Origin of the sequence: Roseivirga echinicomitans, assembly GCF_001592935.1 — a bacterium.
GTDB classification, from domain to species: Bacteria; Bacteroidota; Bacteroidia; order Cytophagales; family Cyclobacteriaceae; genus Roseivirga; species Roseivirga echinicomitans.
In genome coordinates this window covers 362,972-383,656 of sequence record NZ_LRDB01000012.1, presented here as the reverse complement: position 1 = coordinate 383,656, position 20,685 = coordinate 362,972, and the positions used below count along the sequence as shown (strand labels likewise).

The following is a 20,685-nucleotide window of genomic DNA, read 5'->3' as shown; positions in this document are numbered from 1 at the left end:
TTATTCTTGTGGCAAAACAACCCACAATATTATATAGACTAAAAGTCCTGAAAATGCTGTAAAAATTGTGGCTAAAACGTATAAGACTCTGACGAGACTCACGTCCCAGCCCAGCCATGCCGCAAGACCTCCACAAACTCCAGCTACTACTTTATCAGAAGACCTTTTAAAAACCCTATTTGACGACATACTTTGACTTAAAAGCTACTAAATTAATAACTTATTGAGTAAATACCTATTACGGGGAAGTGATCTGAGTAGTCTATCTTATTAAGCGTGGTAAAATCAAGCACCTTTAACCGACTATTATAGAACTGATTATCTATTCTAAGAAAGGGTAATTTACCGTTATAAGTAAATCCAAAGCCATTACCAGCGTCCTCAAAGGCATTATTGAATTTTCTTGAAACCTTAAAGTAATTATAGCCGTAAGGTATGTCATTAAAATCTCCAGCAATCAAAATTGGATAACGGCATTGTTTTGCGTGTTCCAACAAATCATTGATTTGAGCAGCCCTTTTTACTGAGCCATCCTGAAATTTCCTTCTTACTGTTTCATATTTTTTCTCAAACTCCCCTTGATCAATTACTTCCTGATCAACATCGATTCCCATTGACTGTAGATGGACATTGTATACGCGCAACGTATCCTTACCAATTTTTAAATCCGCAAAAAGTATGTTATTGGTTGTCTGCTTTTCATAAAACACCCCTCGATTTATAATAGGGTATTTCGAGAATATGGCATAGCTATTCGCATGACCTCCTACAAAACTATTGTATTTCCCATTTTCAGCTATTGTATTGATCACACTCGCCCTACCCAGAAACTCTTGGAAAAATTTAATATCAGAGCTATTTGATGTAATCCATTTAAGCATTGCCTTTTCATTCCCTTTATTCATCCTCATCATATTGTAACTCAATACCTGAAAAGATGAAGAAGACTCCTGCGTTTTACTTATAGAAAAGGTTGATTGGATAAACGATAATCCAATAATGAGTAGTAAAGCTGGAACGATTGCCTTTTTTGACCTTGTGAAAATCATAACAAGGAAAAAAATCAAATTAAGAATCAAGAGAAAAGGAATGCCCAATGATAATAAGGCAGAGTACTTAAAAGTCTCAGGAGACACCCATACGCTTCCGTAAACAATCAAGGTTACGAAACACCAAATGATAATGGGGAGTTTTAAAATGCTTTTCATTGGATAGGCTATCGGCCACTATTCTAACCATTTTCAAGCGAATTTCTTGTATTAAGAGCATAAAAAAAGCAGTCCATATACGAACTGCTTTATAATCAATTAGATAGTTTTTATTCACTTCGAAGTGATTTCACGGGATTCGCTCTTGCTACTTTAATAGACTGATAGCTCATTGTTAATAGAGCAATTGCAAAAGCCGATACCCCAGCCAATACAAAAGCCAACAAGTTAATTGGTGGACGGTATGTGAAATCTTGCATCCACCAGTTTACCCCCCAATACCCAAGAGCTGATGCCAACACAAAAGATATAAACACTAAAATTGAAATCTCTTTGGACATTAAATAAACCAATTGGATTACGGATGCTCCCAACACTTTTCTAATTCCTACTTCCTTGGTTTTCTTTTGGGCAGTGAAAGCCGCCAATCCAAACAAGCCTAAGCATGCAATTACAATGGCTAATGCTGCAAAAACAGTGAATATTTCCCCCAATTTACTTTCGGCTGTATACATATTGGTAAAGCGATCATCCAAAAATGAATACTCAAATGGCTGACCAGGAGCCATTTCATCCCATTTTGCTTCTACATCACTTACCTGTTTCTTGAAATTCTCCGTATTCAATTTAATGCTCAGATAGCCTGTGGTTTTACCTAGACGTATAACCATAGGTTCAATTTCGCTTTTCAAAGATTCAAAATTAAAGTCTTCAATAATACCAATCACATTGTATCGATCTAGCACTTCTCCACTATCGCCAAAAGTACCCACCACTTGACCATCAATTTCTTCAATTCCAAAATCCCTCGCTAAGGTTTCATTAATTACCATGGCGGTAGAGTCTGTGGCAAATTCTTTAGAAAAGAATCGCCCTTGCTTCATCTTCATACCAAATACATTGAGGTAGCTTTCATCTACACGCCAATTCTGAGAAACTATACCTCTGTCCTTATCAATCACCGCATCAGGAAAAAACACCGTTGATGAACGACTGCTCGATGTTGGCAAGTAACTTGAAAATGATGCCTGTTCCACTTCTGGGCTTTGTAAGACCATATTTCTGAAAGCGTCAGAATTATCACCCAACATATAGGCGTTATGGATCACCAAAACTCTATCTCTTTCAAATCCTAACTTCTTATTCTGGATAAAATTCAATTGGTTAAGAATACTGAAAGTAGCGATGATGAGAAGTATGGAAACAAAAAACTGAAAGCTCACCAAGGCCTTTCTCAAGCCACCAGATTTACCACCAGTGCTTACATCTCCTTTTAACACTTTAGCCGGACTAAAGGCCGAGAGAAAAAAAGCTGGATAAAGCCCTGATAAAAACCCTACTAAAACTGAGCCTAAAGCCACAATCGGTAGGTTAGGAAGAAACTCCAAAACCATTTGTCGATCCGTGAAATCATTAAAAAATGGAATGACCACAATCGCCAACGTAAGCCCCAAAAGACCCGCGATAAAAGTGATAAGGACGGATTCTGCAATAAACTGACCAATCAACTGAGACCTAAATGACCCTAGCACTTTCCTTACCCCTACTTCTTTAGCTCTATTTGCCGAACGGGCAGTAGACAAATTCATGAAGTTGATACAAGCAATCGCTAATATGAAAATGGCAATTGCCGTAAAGATATAGACATAAGTAATATCACCTTCTGGCTCAAACCCTCCATAATTATCAGATTTCAAGTGAATATCGGTCAAAGGCTGTAAGAAGTATTCAAAGTTATTGCCTCCGGCCTTAAACTGCTCGAAGCTCATATTCAGGTATTGCTGGAGCTCTAGCCCCATTTTCTGGATGGCTATTTCGTTAATCTTATCCTGAACTGCAGCAAGATTTGCATTCTTATTAATCACCAAATAGGTGTCAAAATTTTGACTTAGCCATTCTTGATTGTTGTAATCCCCCTCCCTCGTAATAAAAGAGAGAATGAAGTTAAAATGGAAGTGACTGTTGTCTGGAATATCCTCATACACCCCGCTCACAATCCATTCTTCATCATTATCCAGCTTCAGCACTTTGCCCATTGGGTCCTCCTCTCCAAAGTACTTTTTGGCTTGAGTTTGATTGAGCACCAAATGGTTTGGGCGTGAAAGTGCTTCCTCGGGATTACCTTGAATAAGGTTTACTGAAAACACTTTGAAGAAGGTTTCATCTGCAAAAACTAAGTCATCTTCATTGAAAACCTTATCACCATATTGCACCACCCAGTCTCCCGTACTTCTAAATCGAAGGCGCTCTTCGACTTCTGGAATTTGCTCTTTAAATGTCGGGCCAGCTGGAGATGGGTTCTGAGAACCTGTGAAATCACGACCATTAAAGCGACCATTAATAATCACCCTGTAAATCTGTTCTTGGTTTTCGAAATGCCTATCGAAACTCTGCTCGTAGTTTACATAAGTCATGATCAACAGCACGCAGGAAATACCAATGGCTAGTCCGGTGATGTTAAGAAATGAGAAGAATTTATCACGCAGAAGACTGCGGAATGCAATTTTGAGGTAATTTTTAAGCATGTGGTTGTTGTTTTGAGTTGTTTGACCTGAACCCGCTATCCAACAGGTTCAAAAACAAGACGACACCAATAGTTGATTGGTTGCACCAACCTAAAAACTTTCTAAATGTTTTATTTCCTGACCATTAAGTGTGGTGTATGACTTCATTAAATTGGCTGTAAGGCATGAATGGATAGGAAGGATTCCCAAAACATCACCTATTTCAATGGCTTCAAAAACTTCAGCAGAAGCCCTAAGTACTCCGTGCTCCTGAGAAAGAGACACTAACTTTATTCCCTCCACAATGGGAGACCAGCCCTCTTCTTCCAATACGACTACCTCGCCAAAAAACTTCTCTTCATTAGCAGCAAATAGATGATCTTTTGAAAAGTGAACCGCCCCTCCGTGAATGATAATTTCATTTCGATTTTCATTTTTGGCTACCACAGGGCAGGCCATGACCACAGCGATATCGCTTTCAGCGCATACATCCAGATAGTTCATCACCAAATCGTAGAAAACGAAATTGCCAGGACCGATTTCGTCCACCCCCTCCATTTCTTCTACCAAGGCACAACCGGGTGTGTCCCCAACTCTGATTTTCAATGATTCTCCCGCAACGCCCAATGCAGTTTTCACTGCCAGCATCTTTTTTATTACTCCCGCCCAAATGCCTTTAATCTCTTCTACCGAATTGGTGTGATAAGTATTTCCTGGATGACAATACAGACCATAAAGATTAGTCATACTTCCTGCCTCTATCAACGCTACCAATTCCTTTACTTTAGCGATGTCTTCTGTAGCAACACCTGACCTGCCATAACCCGCATCCATTTCGATAAATAGATTTACTGGTGCTGTCAATTCTTCATTTAGCCTCTGAACCACCTCAGTATTGACTACAAAAAGGGTGAGGTTAACGTGCTGCTCTAACATTTTATTCACCGCTGGAATTTCATGCATGTTAAAAGGAAAAGCAACGGTAATATTGGACCAACCAGAACGAGCGAAAAATTCAGCCATCTTTACGGAAGAAACCGTAATACTGCCAATACCAAAAGCCCTAAACCATTCGCCAATCTCAGAAGACTGATGTGTTTTAAAGTGAGGAACCAGTTGCACATTCAAACGGTTGGCTTTATCCACCATTCGCTGAATATTAATTTTGCACTGTTTTTCGTTGAGCAATAAGGTTGGTCTGGTAATTGTAATCATTGGGTTCGAACGATTAGAAACATTTAACATGAATATAGCCATGAAGAAACCACTTTTTATCCTGATGTCCATACTTATTTTAAGTAGTTGTGGCCCTACAAACACGAACGGCTACAATGAACAAGCAATCGATAATTTAGAAGCTCCAATGACAGAACAAGCGCCTCGGAGCGAGAACATGAAGCTTTCTGCCGATAGTTATTCCGGAAGAGCAATGACCACTTCTAATTTCGCAGAGCAAGACCAAACTTCAAAAATCATAACCACTGCCAACTTAAACATCGAAGTCGTCAGTTTAGAGAAGTTCGAAGCCAGCTTAAGCGAGCTTTTGAGTAAGTACAAAGCCAATGTAACCAACCAAAGCCGAAACGATTCAGACAGAAGGTTGGATGCTTACTTCACCATCCGTGTTCCTCAAGATCAGTTTAACAATCTGTTTGACGACTTAAAACCATTCGCAAAAAAGATAGAGCATCAGTCGCTTAATCAGCAAGATGTTACTGAGCAGTTTATCGATGTTGAAACTAGATTGAAAAATAGAAAGGCCTTGGAAGAACGCTATTTAGAGCTTTTGAAAAAAGCCGACAATGTAAATGACATGCTGAACATCGAGAGGCAGTTGAACCAAGTGCGTTCTGAAATTGAATCTCAAGAAGGAAGGTTGAAATACCTCAACGACCAAGTGGACATGAGCACCATTCAGTTGAACGCTTATGAAGTAAAACCTTATGTATATGAGCCAGAAAACCAAGACAATTTTGGCCAACGCATTTTGAAATCCTTGGCCAATGGCTGGGCTGGCCTAATCAATGGAGTGATGTGGATCATAGGTCTGTGGCCATTGATTTTAGTTATTGGACTAATAATATTGGTGGTTAAAAAGAGAAAAGCCTAACCAACAGATTTGTAAAATATGAAACAGTAAAAAGTGGCCTTTGCCACTTTTTTTATATCCAGAAATTAAAGCCAGGGCAGTTTCACTCTTATTCTCAAAAATAATTCGAACCTATTTTATTAATCTTCCGTAAAATGAGTTACTTTGATATTATATTGATATCACTTTAAATCAACTCAAACACATACACCATGAAAGAAGAAAAAACATTTGAACCACGGTCGGGTTTTCCAATACTCCTTTTGGCCTTCCTCATTTTATTCGGAACTATAGCCGCGTTAATAGTTACACAGATGCCGATTTTCGCATTATTATTTCTCGTATTTTTCATCATGCTTTTTGGCTTTTTCATCATCAATCCAAATTCATCTCGAGTGATGGTATTCTTTGGCGACTACCGCGGAACAGTTAAGAAAAATGGTTTTTTCTGGGCCAACCCCTTTTATTCAAAAAAGAAAGTATCGTTAAGGGCTTACAATTTTGATAGCGAAAGACTAAAAGTGAATGACAAACTCGGAAACCCTATTATGATTTCGGTGATCTTGGTTTGGCAAGTAAAAAACACTTACAAAGCCATGTTTGAAGTCAATGATTACGAACACTTCGTTCGTGTTCAGTCCGATGCCGCAGTACGTAAGTTGGGTGGAAGTTACGCTTATGATAACTTCGACAATGATGGCGAAATCACATTGAGAAGTGGTATGAACGAAGTAAATCACGACCTTGAAGAAGAACTTCGTGAACGATTGGCCATGGCTGGAATTAGTGTAATTGAAGCCAGAATTGGTTACTTGGCTTATGCCGAAGAAATCGCAAGTGCCATGTTGCAACGTCAGCAAGCCACTGCGATAGTTGCGGCCAGACAAAAGATTGTTGAAGGCGCTGTTGGAATGGTAGAAATGGCACTGGACGAACTCAATGCGAAAAGTATCGTGGAACTGGATGATGATAAGAAAGCAGCAATGGTATCCAATTTAATGGTAGTGCTTTGCTCTGATAGGGCAGTAACACCAGTGGTAAACACAGGGACACTAAATCATTAATTCATTGATACCAAAACTTATTTTTTCATTAATTCAATAACATATTAATTCTATGGAATATAAAATCATATATAAAGGAGCGTTCGAGAAAATGGAAAGCTTTGAAAAGAAGCTCAATGTCATGGCCACTTCAGGCTGGCGTATTATCACATCCTATAGTGGAGGTGCATACCTCATCTTGGGACGATCTAAACACTAAAGCTTATGTCAAAGAAAAAGCCATTTGTACTACGACTAGACCCTGAATTACTGGGTGCTGTTGAAAAGTGGGCTGCGGATGAATTTCGTAGTACAAATGGACAACTCGAATGGTTAATCAACAAGGCTTTGAAAGACGCTGGTAGACTTAAAAACAAACCTAAGAACGAAGAGTAATGGAAGGAAATGAACTGCTCATAATCCACCTGGTGGTAGCCTTTACTGTCATCCTCCCTGCAGTGCTGATGAAACTGGTGGTGTCAGAATACCCAAATACCTTTGTGGGGTACAGAACTCCGGCCTCGTTACGCAGCAAAGAAGCCTGGGACTTTGCACAACCCTATAGTACTAACCTTATGCTCTGGTCATCAGGGATAACATTACTCACCCAAGTGGTGACCTATTTTATGCTGCCTGATGAAGCTTCAATACTCATTACATCAGGCGTAATGGTTGTAGGTATTGCCATGGTGATAATAATGACAGAAAGCGGACTTAAAAAGCGCTTCGACAAAAGGGGCAAACCAAAATCAAGCACTATTATTAGAGGGAACTAAAAGCAGGGGTAATTATTTAACAATCACCCGCTGTTTTCTCCCATTAATCGGTGCTTCAATTCCATCTACCTGAATAGAAAAACGTAAGTCGAACTTACCTTCAATATCAGGCATTTTCACTTTGACAGTTTTTGTTAATTCTTCGCCTGGCGCAAGGCTCATGGCTAAAGTTTCAAGTACAACGGTTTGCACAGGGTTGAGTCCTTTCAGAATATGCGCATTAAGATACACTTCCCTTCCATTCACATCTGAAAAATCAACAGCATAATCATAGTTGTTTTTCATCGTGATGTTCACTATCACTTCTTCTCCAGGAGCAAATTCATTCTCATCAAGCCCTTCTACTTCAACATTTACATTACGGAATGATCTAAAATCTTCAACTATTCTGTAGTGAATTCCCTTACCAATAGTCGTGGTGAAGGTTTCATATTCGCCCTTTCTGTTGTGCCTATCAATTAGGAAGATTGTTTTGCCTTGAAGGTTCTCTTCCAAAGGCCATAAATCATGCTGTGTTTCCCTGTAATCAAAAGTATTGTAGCAATGCACTATCTCGTCTTTTAGGTAACTATAGCGTGACGCACGCTCATAATGGTTGATAAATACGATTGGGAGCCCAGCAGATAAATCTTCTACTTCGTCTGCCCAACTGTCCCAGTTATGGAGTACATCCCAGCCTTCAGTCCATTTTGAAGGAAGAAAATCATGCATCAAATAAATTCGTGCAGGGATAAAAAGTACCAATGAAATCACGCAGAGTTTCATCATCCACTTTCTCCAATTTTCTTGGCTAGTAATATATTCATGCCCCAAAAGAATAAGTGGAACCATAATTACACTGGTCCAGTGCTTGTGTACTTCTACCCTAAAAGCCGAAATCAAGAAGAAGATTAAAACTCCGACAATGTTGAACTTTAATGCCCTATGAAAAGCAGATTCCGTTTTATGTTTATAAGCAGCAGCAAATAGTAATACACCAATTAAAGGCCCAAATACAAGCGGCTGAATACTGATATAATAAAGGATTGTACCGAAGCTAAAACCTAGATCTATCCGATTGTAAAGGTGGAATTTAATACTGGCGAAGTCATGCGTATACTGCCAATAGGTATGCGGCAACATAAACATTACCGTTAAACCGACAATGGCCCAAAACGATTTCTTCTTAAAAAGCCCTAGATTGGAAAGCACCGTAAAGAACACAACCAAAACCCCATGATATTTGCTCATCATCACCAAAGCGATGTTCAAACCAAGTAGCACTACTGTTTTCCAATTATCTTCTTTCAAATATTGTTTGTAGAAATAGAAGAAGGTGGCAGTAAAAAACAAAAGAGGCACATCAGTTTTCACCAATAACCCACCCAAATGAACAGGTAACAAACCAAGCATCATCCATACAAAAAGCTTATCATCCTTGATTTCTAGCGTTCTGCGCAGCACAATAATGGTAAGAATATTGGTGATCAACATTCCCATTCTCAAGCCCATATCATTGGAGATAAGCCAATAACCAGGCGCTGTAACAACCCCTACCATAGGCGGATGATCTAGATAACTCCAATCCAAAAATTGAGAAAACAGCCAATAATAGGCCTCTTCCCCACTTACTTCAGTAAAGTAGTTCTGTATTAGGCCAGCAATTGTCCAAAGGATTAAAAAATAGAAAAAGAAGCGTTCATGCTTACTGTTCTGTTGCGTACCCAGTGAAGTCATTCCAATAATCAAGTTTAAGTCGAAGTTCAAAAGTACAAGTTTTCGCGTTATGAAAATTGTTCAGCATATTTGTATTTGACATAAACCAAAATATCAGACCTCATCGTTCTTAATGTTTGAATTAGGCCTTAAATTTTTAAAATTCAGCGCAGTAGGCCTTTCGGGTCTCGCCATCGACTTCTGCATCACTTTTTTGGCTAAGGAGAAATTGCGCCTAAATAAATACTTTGCCAACAGCTTAGGCTTTGTATTTGCCGCCACATCCAACTATTTACTTAACAAAACCTGGACTTTTCAAGACACCAACCCAGATGCAGTCACTCAATTTTCAAAATATATTCTAATTGCCCTCATTGGCCTTATCATCAACAACTTAATCATCTACTTACTGGTTAATAATAAGAAGAAGATGACCTTTTATTGGGCTAAATTAGTGGCCATAGGAATTGTGGTAATCTGGAATTTTATCGCCAACTATAACTTCACCTTCACGTCCTCCTGACTTTTTTAATCAAAAGCATGAAAATAAGATTGGCTTTATTATTTGGAATGTGCTGTTGCTTTTCAGCAGCCAAAGCTCAAAGTATGGAGTCGTATGGAGTAGATATTCAGGCGTATCCAGCAGGAATGATGTTTATGGCCAAAACTGCTTTCAATTTAAATGAGCACAATGTTTTAAATACCCGAATTGGTTACAACATGGCCAGAAGACAAGATTTCGGAGAGCATGATAATGAAGAAGGAGGCGGTCTTGGCTTGAATATAGGTTTCAAACACTATCTCAAACCAGCCTCCAGTGGCTTATATTACGAACTCAAATCCAGTATTTGGTTTATGAATATTGACTGGAGAGACAATAAACCGATTAGGACTGGCTCCACTTCCATCACGGTTTTCCAACCCACAGCAATAGCGGGTTATGACTTCAACCTGAGTTCCAAGGTATCCTTTGGACTGTATGCTGAATTTGGCTACGAAATCAATGTAATCTCTTCTGGTGAGGATGTCGGCCAAGGGGGAATCTCTCTAGTCGGGTTCTCTCTTTCACGCAAACTTTAAACGAAAAATTCGACTCTACCTGATTTTCTGAATTGTTCTAAAATTAATTACCCTACTATTTCGATAGGCTTTATATTTATAAATCAAAATGACTAGCTTTGCGTATCAATTAGTTCACAATAAAACATCATTAAACATGAGCATTAGATTAGGAGACATTGCCCCAGATTTTAAAGCAGAAACTACTGAGGGCACCATTAATTTTCATGAGTGGTTAGGCAACAGCTGGGGAATGCTGTTTTCACACCCAGCGGATTACACACCGGTTTGCACCACTGAATTAGGCCGCACAGCTCAATTAAAATCAGAGTTCGAGAAACGTAACGTAAAAGTACTAGCTGTTTCAGTCGATGGATTAGAATCACACAAAGGTTGGATTAAAGACATTGAGGAGACACAAAACACAACAGTAAATTTCCCAATCATTGCAGATGAAGATAAAACTGTGTCAAACCTCTATGACATGATCCATCCAAATGCAAATGATACGCTAACTGTTCGTTCTGTATTCATTATTGGTCCAGACAAAAAGGTAAAATTGACTTTAACTTACCCAGCTTCAACGGGCAGAAACTTCCATGAACTTTTAAGGGTGATTGATTCACTTCAATTAACGGCCAATTATAGTGTTGCCACTCCAGCCGACTGGAAAGATGGAGAAGACACTGTGGTTTCCCCTTCCATTGCTACTAAAGATATTCCTGCGAAATTCCCGAAAGGTCATCGCGTAGTGAAACCTTATTTAAGGTATACACCACAGCCGAATAAATAAAGCTTAGCCTAAATAGTAAAAGGACTTCATTTCGAAGTCCTTTTACATTCAATTCTTTGTTCCAACAGACGATTCCTAAAGCAAGCTCAAGACAATTGGCAGGTTATTTACCGAAAACCTTTTTCAATAGTTCAGAGGTACGTGCTCCAGCATTATCCCTAATATTAAGTTCTTCTTTAGCGATCATCAGAAACAGACCATCAATCGCTTTTGCCGTAACATAAGCAGTTAAATCTGTCTCCACTTTCTTCACAAATGGCACTTTATTATAAGTCCCCATAACATCTGACCAATACTTAGTAGCATTTACCTTTTGCAATGAAGCCTCAATAATTGGATTAAATTTGCCTTCAAGAGAAGTGGTTGTTTCTCTCTCCAAGAATTGGGTAGCGGCATCCTTATCTCCCTTTACAATATTAATAGCATCAGTAATTGTAAGTGATTTAATGGCTGCAATAAAAATATCCTTTGCTTCATATGCTGCATCCTCAGCCGCACGGTTCAAGGATTCTACCGCCTGGTCTACCTGATTACCCAAACCAAGAGCCCTCAATTTGCTTTCAACCGCCTCTGCTTCTTGAGGAAAAGGGATTTTAATCTCAGGGTTTTTATAATAGCCATCTGCTTTTGAAAGCAAGTCAACCCCCTTGGAGGTTCCTTGCTCCAAAGCTTCTTTCAGGGCATTAGCAGCTTCTTCTTTGGAAAATACAGCTCCTCCACCTAATAAATCTTTAGCCTTTTTGAAAATTTGGGCCTCAGCAGCACAACTGAAAACAAGAAAAAATGAAAGTAGTAATGTTAGTTTTTTCATAATGATGATTCTTTGTTTTGAACTTAACGAATGGTTTAGCAAAATGCACACCAAAACAGGTTAAATTTTCATAAAGTAGAAATGTATAAAGCTTAATATTCCAGTTTATCTCTTAACCCATAAGCACTCCTCTTTTACAGATAACCCCTAATGCTGTAAAACATTGATGCTTAAATTAAGCTGAAGATTTACTAGATTGAAGATCGATGTGTGGAGAATAAAATAGAAATATACATTAATTACGAAAATTGAAATTATGAAAACTATGAACTGTAATCAATTGGGAGGGGCTTGTGAACAAGAGTTTCATGCCAACACTTTTGAAGAAATGGCAGAAATGGCACAGCAACATGGAATGGAAATGTTTCAGAAAAAAGATGAAGATCACCTTAAAGCGATGAGAGAAATGCAAGAAATAATGAAGTCGCCTCAAGAGATGAAAGTATGGTTCGATAACAAGAAAAAAGAATTCGAAAATTTACCAGAAAACCAATAACCTTAGTCAGTTAAAAAGTATGGCCTACGACATTTATCTAGGAGAAAGAATAAGTCAAATCATAAAATCGAGAAACGTACTTTTTACTGAGAAAAAAATGATGGGTGCATTAATTTTCATGGTGAATGAAAAAATGTGTATCGGAATACATATCAACAAAAAATACGGTGACAGCCTTATAATGGCTAAAATTGGAGCTGTGGCCTATGAAACAGAGATTAAAAAAGAGGTTTGTCTACCCATGGACTTTTCAGGCAGACCCTCGCTGAATTTCATCTATATCACACCAGATGGATTCGATATAGACGAAGATTTAGAATACTGGGTGGATAAAGCTTTAGCTTTTAACCTAGGTGATAAGTAACACAAATATCCAGCCCTAACAACTCTACTTAAACCCTCTACCTCTATCCGTCTATAATAATTAGGAAACTATATAAACTGAAATCAGTTTACACAGCATGGGTTTTTTTGACCAAGAGAAACATTGGAATAACATCTACCAAACGAAGGCACTTAAAGACCTAAGCTGGTTTCAATCTACACCCGAAACTTCCCTCAGCTTTTTTAAAGAATTCAAAGTCCCTCTTACGGCAAAAATCATAGATATTGGTAGTGGTGACAGCTTTTTGGTTGACCACTTGCTCGACTTAGGGTATACTGATATTTCTGTCTTAGACATTTCTGAAGCTGCAGTCAACAGAGCAAAACAGCGACTTGGCAAGCGAGGCGAAAACGTAAAATGGATTGTCGCAGATGCGTCATCATTCAAACCAGAAGAAAAATATGATTTCTGGCACGACAGGGCTGCTTTCCACTTCCTAACAGAGGACAATCAAGTTTCAGCCTATATCGACACGGCTCGTAAAAACATTAACACCAACGGTATTATGGTCATCGGTACATTTTCAGACAAAGGCCCTGAAAAATGTAGCGGTATAGATATTAAGCAGTATTCCGAAAATTCAATGGAGGAAACTTTCAAACCATTTTTCGAGAAAATAGATTGCCTTACAATCGATCATAAAACACCTTTCGAAACCCTTCAGAATTTCACTTTTTGCAGCTTTAAAAAAGCATGAGCATGGATTTAGAAAAGAATAAACAAAACGCTATTGCCTTCTATAAAACTGCCTACGAGGGAAACCCTCAAAAGGCAATTAAAGACTACGTTGGCCAAGAGTATATTCAGCATAACCCAGATGTTGAAAATGGAACCGAAGGGTTTATCAGCTATTTTGAGCGGATGCAGACCGAATATCCAGATAAGTCAATTGAGTTTGTGCGTTACATTGCCGAAGGAGATTTAGTAGCACTACACACACACCAAACTTGGCCAGGGAATGACCAATACGTAACCATGGATTTTTTTCGCTTTGATGAAAATGGAAAAATCTGCGAGCACTGGGATGCCATTCAGGAAATTCCAAGCGTTTCGAAGAACCCCAACACCATGTATTAAGTGGCATTAAGGCACCTCCTTTTTCTTTCCCTAGGAAATCACTCTTGATAAGAACCAGTGAGGAGAAGAACTCTAGAAATTTCATTAAATTGAAAATAAACATAGCAGGACTAAATTAATGGCATTTGGCAGTGAAATTATGACCGTTTTGTATATCTGTTACGTTGAATACTATTGAACAAACTGAATTAAATTACCAGTACAACAGAACGTAAATGGAGTTTATAGACTATTACAAAATACTCGGTATTGATAAGAAATCAACCGAAAGCGATATCAAAAAAGCCTACCGGAAATTAGCTCGTAAATACCACCCCGATCTAAACCCTGACGATAAAGAAGCAGAGAAGAAGTTCAAAGAGATTAATGAAGCCAACGAGGTGCTGAGTAATACAGAAAACCGGAAGAAATACGATAAGTATGGAAAGGATTGGAAGCATGCTGAAGAGTTTGAGAAAGCACAACAGCAACAACAATCGCAACGAGGCTATCAGCAACAACAAGGCCCAGGAGGTTTTTCGGAAAGTGATTATTCAGATTTTTTCGAATCTATGTTTGGTGGCAGAGGCAGTAGAGCAAGCAATATTCAATACAAAGGACAAGATTACAATGCCGAACTACGGCTAGACCTGAATGATGTCTACACTACCCATAAACGCACATTAACCGTCAACGGTAAAAATATTCGCCTTACCATCCCGGCAGGGGTTAAAAATGGCCAGGTTATAAAAATCAAAGGACATGGTAGCCCAGGCATAAACAAGGGGCCAAATGGAGATTTATACATCAAATTTTCAGTTGAAAACCATTCCAAATTCAAACTTGATAATGATGATTTATACACAAGCGTAGACCTTGACTTATACCTCGCTCTTCTAGGAGGAGATCTTATCGTGGATACTTTTGATGGAAAGGTGAAACTAAAAATACAGCCCGAAACTCAAAACGGAACAAAGGTAAAACTCAAAGGCAAAGGCTTCCCTGTTTATAAAAAAGAAGGCAAGTTTGGAGACTTATACATCACCTATAATGTGACGTTACCCACCAACCTTACCGACAAGGAAAAAGAATTATTTAATGAACTAGCTAAATTACGATCAGCATGAGCTTAGAAAATTTCATTCCGCTAAATCAATTGTGTACGCACTATAAAGTTGAAATGTCATTCTTCACTCATTTGAATGAGTTTGGTTTGATCGAAATCGAAACGATAGAAGAATCACCCTACATTCATCAGGATAAAATAACTGATGTTGAAAAAATGATCCGACTACACGTTGAACTCGATATCAACTTTGAAGGAATTGACACCGTGTTTAACCTATTAGAGAAAATCCATGACCTGCAAGCGGAGTTAACCGCTACCAAAAACAGGCTACGATTGTACGAAGACTAAACAGCCTCAAGCTCCTTCTTTAATCAGCTGAAGCGCATCCATTCTAACACGGGAGCTTCTGATCAACCTCGAAAGCATGGCTTCTTCATTAAGGGCAATCTGGATTTCTTCTGGCCTAATGCTTTTGTTTTTCTCATGAAGTGAAGCAAGTCTACCAATTTCATGGTTCATGGTAAGGCTCACCTGTTTCAGCCCTTTTATGACTTCTTTCTCTCTAAGTCCTTCTACCAATTCAGTGGCGCACTTGATCATATGAGGAAGAATAGTGTCCACCAAATATTCATTTTCTAGCAAATCATTCACTTGCCCTGGCCTTAATTGCTGATCAAACAGTTCAACCGGATACTCTTCCGTAACCTCCTCACCGCTATGATCTACGACAATCCTCAAAGGCGTATTAGGAAGAAAACGATCCACATTAATATTCTTGCCACCAGATGTTTCGAGCACAAAAAGCACTTCCAAAAGAATCATTGAATTGCCTGTTCCGCGAAGCACTCCGTAACTGGCGCCTCCCGTTCCTGAGCTCAGCACCATATCTATTGCACCTGTGGCCATCGGGTGATCCCAACTCACAAAACTGATATCTTCCCTACTCAAGGCACGCTTTCGATCAAAAGTGATAGAAATCCCTTGATCTGGAATAGAGGGGAATTGAACTGCATTGGCTTGTTGCGGATGTAATAAATAAGTCCTTGGTGCCAAATCTTCCATGTCAACTCCGAATTGCTCAAAAACCTGAGTCATGTACTTCTCCAGGCCCATATCCGAGTCTGCTGCTTTGATCTGCTCTACCAATTTCCCAGCAACTCTAGGTCGGAAGGAATTCATTTCGAGCAATCGATCTCGACCATTGGCCAGCATTTCCTTTAGCTTTTGATGATAAGCTGCTGTATTGGCAATCAGCGATTCAAGTTGATCGCCAACTGTAGCTGATAAAACAGACAAGGTGGCTTCCTTCAAGCGATGGTAAAACAATTGCACCAGTTGATTTCCACCCTCCAAGTTTTCTTCAAAAGCATTTAACCCTTCGTGAAACCACCGAACAAGCACTTCTTGCGGACTTCCCTGAAGGTAAGGCACATGAATTTGGATATCTTCCAATTGTCCAATCCGGTCCAAGCGCCCGATTCTCTGTTCCAATAATTCAGGATGAACCGGCAAATCGAAGAGAATAAGGTGATGTGCAAATTGAAAATTCCTTCCCTCACTGCCTATTTCAGAACAAAGGAGTAAACGAGCACCATCAGGTTCAGCAAACCAAGCCGCATTCCTATCCCTTTGCACAATGGTAAGGTCTTCGTGAAAAACGGCCACTTTTATGCTACTCAGCTTTTTTAAAGTGGCCTCCAAGGCCAGTACTTTTTCTTTACTTCTGCAAATCAGCACCGCTTTTGACGGTTTTAGTTGCTTCATCAGTTTTACCAACCAGCTCACTCTTGGGTCTTCATTAAACCAGAATTTTTGCTTAGTCGAAACGGAACCTGATGGCTCCATATCGATGGCATACTCCTGCGATAAACGTGTTACCCACCGTTCATGCTCTTCTCCTGCTTGGAGAGGAATAAGGTGAACTTTTCGTTTTGGAAAACCACTCATTGCAGATCGTGTGTTTCTAAACACTACCCGCCCAGGACCATGTTGGTCGAGCAAATCTTCAATAAGGTAGTTCTTGGCAGCTTCGCTTCCTTTGGCAAAGGCTTCCATTCTTTCCTTCCCAATTATCGATTCCAATAATTGGGTATCAGCCGCCTCTAATGCCTTGCCCGATGACAATTTTTCTACAATATTGGCAACGGCTGTATGGTCCTGTGATTCATTCTTGAAGGTGTTATAATCTGCGTACCGTTCTGGGTCGAGTAATCGAAGTCTAGCAAAATGACTCTCTACGCCCAACTGCTCAGGGGTCGCGGTCAATAACAACAAGCCTTTTGCCACTTTACTCAGCATCTCCACAATGGCATACTCATGGCTTACTTTATCAACAGACCATTCCAAATGATGGGCTTCATCCACTACGAGTATATCCCAGCTGGCGGTTAGCGCCTGCCGAGCACGGGTTTGTGAACCTGCCACAAAAGAAGTGCTGCAAATAATCAACTGGTCATCTAAGAACGGATTCCCTTCTGGCGCACTTTTATCGAGTGAAGCACAGCGCTCTTCATCATAAATATGAAACCACAGGTTAAATCGTCTGAGCAGTTCTACAAACCATTGGTGCACCAATGAGTCCGGAACAAGGATTAACACCCTAGAAATCCGTCCGCTCAACAATAGACGATGCAAGATCAAACAGGCCTCAATGGTTTTACCAAGCCCCACTTGATCGGAAAGCAGCACGCGAGGTGCATAGCGCGAACTCACCTCATGAGCGATATATAACTGATGGGGAATCAGGTCGATTCGACCACCCACAAATCCATTGATGGGCGAAATTCTTCTATGATGGTCGTATTCTAGTGTCTTTCTGCGTAGCGCAAATAACTGTGGCGTTTCAACATCCCCCGTAAAAAGGCGATCATCCACACCATGCGTTACGGATACATCGCCAAGCTCAGCTTCCGATAGGCTTCTATCTTTCCCTATATAAATGAATAAATCACCCTTCTCATCTACCCTATCCACCAATAATGGCTTTTGACTTTTATCCACGATGGTATCTCCAGGCTTGAAAATCACCCTACGCAAGGGAGCATTTTCCATGGCATACTGTCGCGTTTCATCTGGTAGAGGAAAATGAATAATAACCCTCCCTTTACTGATTCCTGTAACGATTCCCACACCTAGTTCAGGCTCTCCCTCACTTGTCCATCTTTGCTCTGGAAAGAAGTTTCCCATAGAATAATTCTTATTTGGTTAATGTTGAAATTGAGTCAGGCCGAACCGGATTTACCATTGAGTTGCAGCGCTCTCTTCCTGCTCAGCAAAGTTGACGAACAAATTCAATATTGACTTAAAATGTTTGCAAAAACTCACGAAACAGTTTGATTGGTGTTACATGGAAAATAATTCCTCTAAGATGTTGCAGTGAAAGTCTACCTCGCCCATTTTGGGACAATTCGTAAAGACCACTAGATTGACTAACTTACAGAAGAACCCCTTGTTCTATTTTTTACTCTAATTCAGCCAAGATGATAAAGAAACTAGGGCTCAATGATTTTGTAAACAAAACAGTGCAAAGCAGAGCCAACAGAGATACAAAGGTTAAACGCTTAAAATTCAGTTCATTTGAGACAGCTCTTGGAGTTAGAGACAATAGCATCACCATCGAATTCCCTAACAGTTCGCAGCCAGAAGAATATCATTTAGAGGGGCTGACTACAAGACGTAGTTGTGCAGAAATAAAAGCCCCAGGTGCGACCGAAGAATCTGAGGCTAGAAAATGGCTTCAAATAGGTGACAAAAAGGTCGTGATTAAGCTTCGAGGCAACATGCTGAAGTTTCCAGATAAATTCTTTGGGTTTGAACTATTAGGTGGCTCTTTGACTATTGATTTGGAAGGAGGTACAATTGACTGTGGCCTTCAAGTAGCGCAGGCACAAAACTGGTGCAACCTGAGTGAACCAGATGCCGAACTTGAACTAGATAATGCCCGTTTCTTTAAAATAGGTGACAATATATGTTCCAGTTTCCCTAGTACTAACAGTACAGCCGCCACCAATTACTGTTTCTTGGAAAATGCGCCAACTGGCAATAAGTTAACTGGGTTCAAGTTTAAAGACGATCGTTATGAAGGTCATCCAATTATCCCACGGAATGCCTATGTTTCTAATGGATGTATATGGGGAGGAGAAGCCCCAACATTTAAAGGGCATGGAGAAGTCATTATCAAGAACGGTTTCGTTCAGGAAGGCCTTAGTTACTTTATTTTCACGAGTACCAATGAGAGTAAAGCTTTAAATATTAGTCTGGATAAAGTGCATTTCTCTGGGCAGTTTCTAGATGGCTTGATTATGGGTAGTAATAAAATCACTGAGACTCCTTTCGGAAACATTAATGCCGATATCACAGATTGCTATTTTGGTAAATCATATGATATTGCCAAGCAGGGTATCGTATGGAATTCTATAGGTAATTTAACAATAAAAAGATGCCATTTTGCCCGCGGCAATCATGACCCAGATATCTATCAAGACATAGAGTTAGACACCCAACTTGCCAACAGTCAACACGAGCCGGGTAACATTGATATTTCCGATTCAGTATTTGATGGTCAAAGATTGAATTTCCTTGACTATGACACTGACCCAAATCCATACTTGACTGGAAATCCATACATCACTGAATTTGGTGATCAATTCAGGTTCATGTATTTGAAATGTTTATCTGCCTTTCAAATTAGATATGTCAATAAGCTCAAAATCAGCAACTGCCTTTTTGAAAATTATGAAAGACAGATGATTCTAACTCAGCTTACAAAGCATGCATTTTTAATTGGCTCAATTGAGGTGAATGATATTATTCACAGTGATTGCCCTCCTTTGATGATTGATTTTTTATTACCTGGAGATAAACAGTCTGATTTATTGGAAGAAATAGATGATTCATATGTGTATACAGAAAAAAGTAAATCGAAATACCTCACAGATTTGAGTAACTGCTATCTCGGTAAAATCAACTTCAACAACTGCATCTTCGAAGATGTAGGGGTTGATTGGGCGGTATCTTTTCAAAGTGATAAAAATTTGGTCGACACCTACGAATTAGATATAAAAGACCAAATACTGAACAGAAAAAAGAACATCGCAAGTCTTATCACCTTCAACAACAGCACTTTCGTTAAAAGAGAGCCAGACACCCGTGTCAATGGAATGCAAACTCCAAATCAAACCGTTGGTAATCAGATATTCAACAATACCACAATTATCAACTATACCAGAGATACGCTCTACTTTGGAGTTCCTAGCGGAAATAACGAAGTGGATTTTTTGTCAATCAAAGGTGACTTAACAATTCTAAGGGGCAAAACAACCATTAGACAACCATTAGAGGAAGCTACCCCCCATTTAATGGTGAATTATTTTCATAAAAATCAACTCGTATTATTTGACACTAACTCTTCTTCTAAGCTTGGCACAACTAAAATGAGGCCTTGGTGGGACTTATGGATTTTAGAATATATTCGCTTTACATTTACCTGCCATTATCAGTACGAATCCTATCAATTGAATAATCACCGTAGAATTGTACATGATTTTGAAAAAGATAAAAAATCCTTTATCAGTGATTTAGAAAACATGTTTGATACGATGTGATTTTAATGTGAACATTGATTGACTCGCCTAGGCCCCCACTAGCCACTAACCTTAACATCCCGATGCAATTGCTCGTAAGCATCCAATAAAAAAAAGGC

General features: G+C 39.3%; 22 protein-coding genes. 15 read left to right on the top strand and 7 right to left on the bottom strand.

Annotated elements, in window-relative coordinates; translation table 11 throughout:
- The 4 genes from AWN68_RS18840 to AWN68_RS10610 form a co-directional block, all read right to left on the bottom strand.
- Entirely contained in the window at positions 1–189 is a 189-nt protein-coding gene (locus tag AWN68_RS18840; RefSeq protein WP_084362832.1) for a PspC domain-containing protein, read from the bottom strand.
- Positions 190–212: 23 nt separating this feature from the next.
- Complete coding sequence (locus tag AWN68_RS10620) at positions 213–1,208, bottom strand: endonuclease/exonuclease/phosphatase family protein (protein ID WP_068415167.1); 996 nt, start codon at positions 1,206–1,208, stop codon at positions 213–215.
- A 110-nt stretch (positions 1,209–1,318) separates the two neighbouring features.
- A complete protein-coding gene (locus tag AWN68_RS10615; RefSeq protein ID WP_068415164.1) occupies positions 1,319–3,733 on the bottom strand; it encodes an ABC transporter permease in 2,415 nt (804 codons plus the stop codon).
- A 90-nt stretch (positions 3,734–3,823) separates the two neighbouring features.
- Positions 3,824–4,969: an alanine racemase gene (locus AWN68_RS10610; protein WP_172796059.1), complete on the bottom strand. Its 1,146-nt coding sequence runs from the start codon at positions 4,967–4,969 to the stop codon at positions 3,824–3,826.
- Between AWN68_RS10610 and AWN68_RS10605 the strand changes: the two genes are divergently transcribed.
- The 5 genes from AWN68_RS10605 to AWN68_RS10595 all read left to right on the top strand — a co-directional run bounded on the left by AWN68_RS10605 (position 4,968) and on the right by AWN68_RS10595 (position 7,620).
- Positions 4,968–5,822 carry a DUF4349 domain-containing protein gene (locus AWN68_RS10605; RefSeq protein WP_157716166.1) on the top strand — a complete coding sequence of 285 codons (855 nt, stop codon included), beginning with the start codon at positions 4,968–4,970 and terminating at the stop codon, positions 5,820–5,822. The genes AWN68_RS10610 and AWN68_RS10605 overlap by 2 nt on opposite strands.
- A gap of 191 nt (positions 5,823–6,013) precedes the next feature.
- Entirely contained in the window at positions 6,014–6,865 is an 852-nt protein-coding gene (locus AWN68_RS10600; protein ID WP_068415147.1) for an SPFH domain-containing protein, read from the top strand.
- Between the two features lie 52 nt (positions 6,866–6,917).
- On the top strand, positions 6,918–7,064 hold the full coding sequence (locus AWN68_RS18990) for a hypothetical protein (RefSeq protein WP_157716165.1): 147 nt from the start codon (positions 6,918–6,920) through the stop codon (positions 7,062–7,064).
- A gap of 5 nt (positions 7,065–7,069) precedes the next feature.
- Positions 7,070–7,240, top strand: a complete 171-nt coding sequence (locus AWN68_RS18835) for an Arc family DNA binding domain-containing protein (protein ID WP_084362830.1) — start codon at positions 7,070–7,072, stop codon at positions 7,238–7,240.
- Positions 7,240–7,620 carry an SdpI family protein gene (locus AWN68_RS10595; protein WP_068415144.1) on the top strand — a complete coding sequence of 127 codons (381 nt, stop codon included), beginning with the start codon at positions 7,240–7,242 and terminating at the stop codon, positions 7,618–7,620. The genes AWN68_RS18835 and AWN68_RS10595 overlap by 1 nt, the downstream gene beginning before the upstream one ends.
- Before the next feature lie 12 nt (positions 7,621–7,632).
- Here the strand turns inward: AWN68_RS10595 and AWN68_RS10590 are convergent, their stop codons facing one another.
- On the bottom strand, positions 7,633–9,366 hold the full coding sequence (locus AWN68_RS10590; RefSeq protein ID WP_157716164.1) for an ArnT family glycosyltransferase: 1,734 nt from the start codon (positions 9,364–9,366) through the stop codon (positions 7,633–7,635).
- Between the two features lie 82 nt (positions 9,367–9,448).
- Between AWN68_RS10590 and AWN68_RS10585 the strand changes: the two genes are divergently transcribed.
- The 3 genes from AWN68_RS10585 (at position 9,449) to AWN68_RS10575 (ending at position 11,167) form a co-directional block, all read left to right on the top strand.
- Positions 9,449–9,838: a GtrA family protein gene (locus AWN68_RS10585; RefSeq protein ID WP_068415140.1), complete on the top strand. Its 390-nt coding sequence runs from the start codon at positions 9,449–9,451 to the stop codon at positions 9,836–9,838.
- A 17-nt stretch (positions 9,839–9,855) separates the two neighbouring features.
- The gene (locus tag AWN68_RS10580) at positions 9,856–10,395 is read left to right on the top strand and encodes a hypothetical protein (protein ID WP_068415136.1); all 540 of its coding nucleotides are present in this window, start codon (positions 9,856–9,858) and stop codon (positions 10,393–10,395) included.
- 136 nt (positions 10,396–10,531) lie between these two features.
- Positions 10,532–11,167 (top strand): peroxiredoxin, encoded by a 636-nt coding sequence (locus tag AWN68_RS10575; RefSeq protein ID WP_068415134.1) that lies wholly within the window; start codon positions 10,532–10,534, stop codon positions 11,165–11,167.
- Positions 11,168–11,270: 103 nt separating this feature from the next.
- On the opposite strand, the gene AWN68_RS10570 is transcribed toward AWN68_RS10575, so the two are convergent.
- Positions 11,271–11,978: a DUF4197 domain-containing protein gene (locus AWN68_RS10570; protein ID WP_068415131.1), complete on the bottom strand. Its 708-nt coding sequence runs from the start codon at positions 11,976–11,978 to the stop codon at positions 11,271–11,273.
- 256 nt (positions 11,979–12,234) lie between these two features.
- Between AWN68_RS10570 and AWN68_RS10565 the strand changes: the two genes are divergently transcribed.
- The 6 genes from AWN68_RS10565 to AWN68_RS10540 all read left to right on the top strand — a co-directional run bounded on the left by AWN68_RS10565 (position 12,235) and on the right by AWN68_RS10540 (position 15,332).
- On the top strand, positions 12,235–12,474 hold the full coding sequence (locus tag AWN68_RS10565; RefSeq protein ID WP_068415126.1) for a hypothetical protein: 240 nt from the start codon (positions 12,235–12,237) through the stop codon (positions 12,472–12,474).
- Positions 12,475–12,493: 19 nt separating this feature from the next.
- Entirely contained in the window at positions 12,494–12,838 is a 345-nt protein-coding gene (locus AWN68_RS10560; RefSeq protein WP_068415123.1) for an RNA methyltransferase, read from the top strand.
- Between the two features lie 97 nt (positions 12,839–12,935).
- Positions 12,936–13,556, top strand: a complete 621-nt coding sequence (locus AWN68_RS10555) for a class I SAM-dependent methyltransferase (RefSeq protein WP_068415121.1) — start codon at positions 12,936–12,938, stop codon at positions 13,554–13,556.
- Between the two features lie 2 nt (positions 13,557–13,558).
- Positions 13,559–13,936, top strand: coding sequence for a nuclear transport factor 2 family protein (locus AWN68_RS10550; protein ID WP_068415118.1), 378 nt, complete (start codon positions 13,559–13,561; stop codon positions 13,934–13,936).
- 215 nt (positions 13,937–14,151) lie between these two features.
- Positions 14,152–15,042 (top strand): DnaJ C-terminal domain-containing protein, encoded by an 891-nt coding sequence (locus AWN68_RS10545; protein WP_068415117.1) that lies wholly within the window; start codon positions 14,152–14,154, stop codon positions 15,040–15,042.
- A complete protein-coding gene (locus AWN68_RS10540) occupies positions 15,039–15,332 on the top strand; it encodes a chaperone modulator CbpM (RefSeq protein ID WP_068415115.1) in 294 nt (97 codons plus the stop codon). Before AWN68_RS10545 ends, AWN68_RS10540 begins: the two co-directional genes overlap by 4 nt.
- 6 nt (positions 15,333–15,338) lie before the next feature.
- Here the strand turns inward: AWN68_RS10540 and rapA are convergent, their stop codons facing one another.
- Positions 15,339–18,170 carry an RNA polymerase-associated protein RapA gene (gene rapA, locus AWN68_RS10535; protein WP_068415112.1) on the bottom strand — a complete coding sequence of 944 codons (2,832 nt, stop codon included), beginning with the start codon at positions 18,168–18,170 and terminating at the stop codon, positions 15,339–15,341.
- A 293-nt stretch (positions 18,171–18,463) separates the two neighbouring features.
- Between rapA and AWN68_RS10530 the strand changes: the two genes are divergently transcribed.
- On the top strand, positions 18,464–20,587 hold the full coding sequence (locus tag AWN68_RS10530) for a hypothetical protein (RefSeq protein WP_068415110.1): 2,124 nt from the start codon (positions 18,464–18,466) through the stop codon (positions 20,585–20,587).
- Positions 20,588–20,685: the final 98 nt, after the last annotated feature.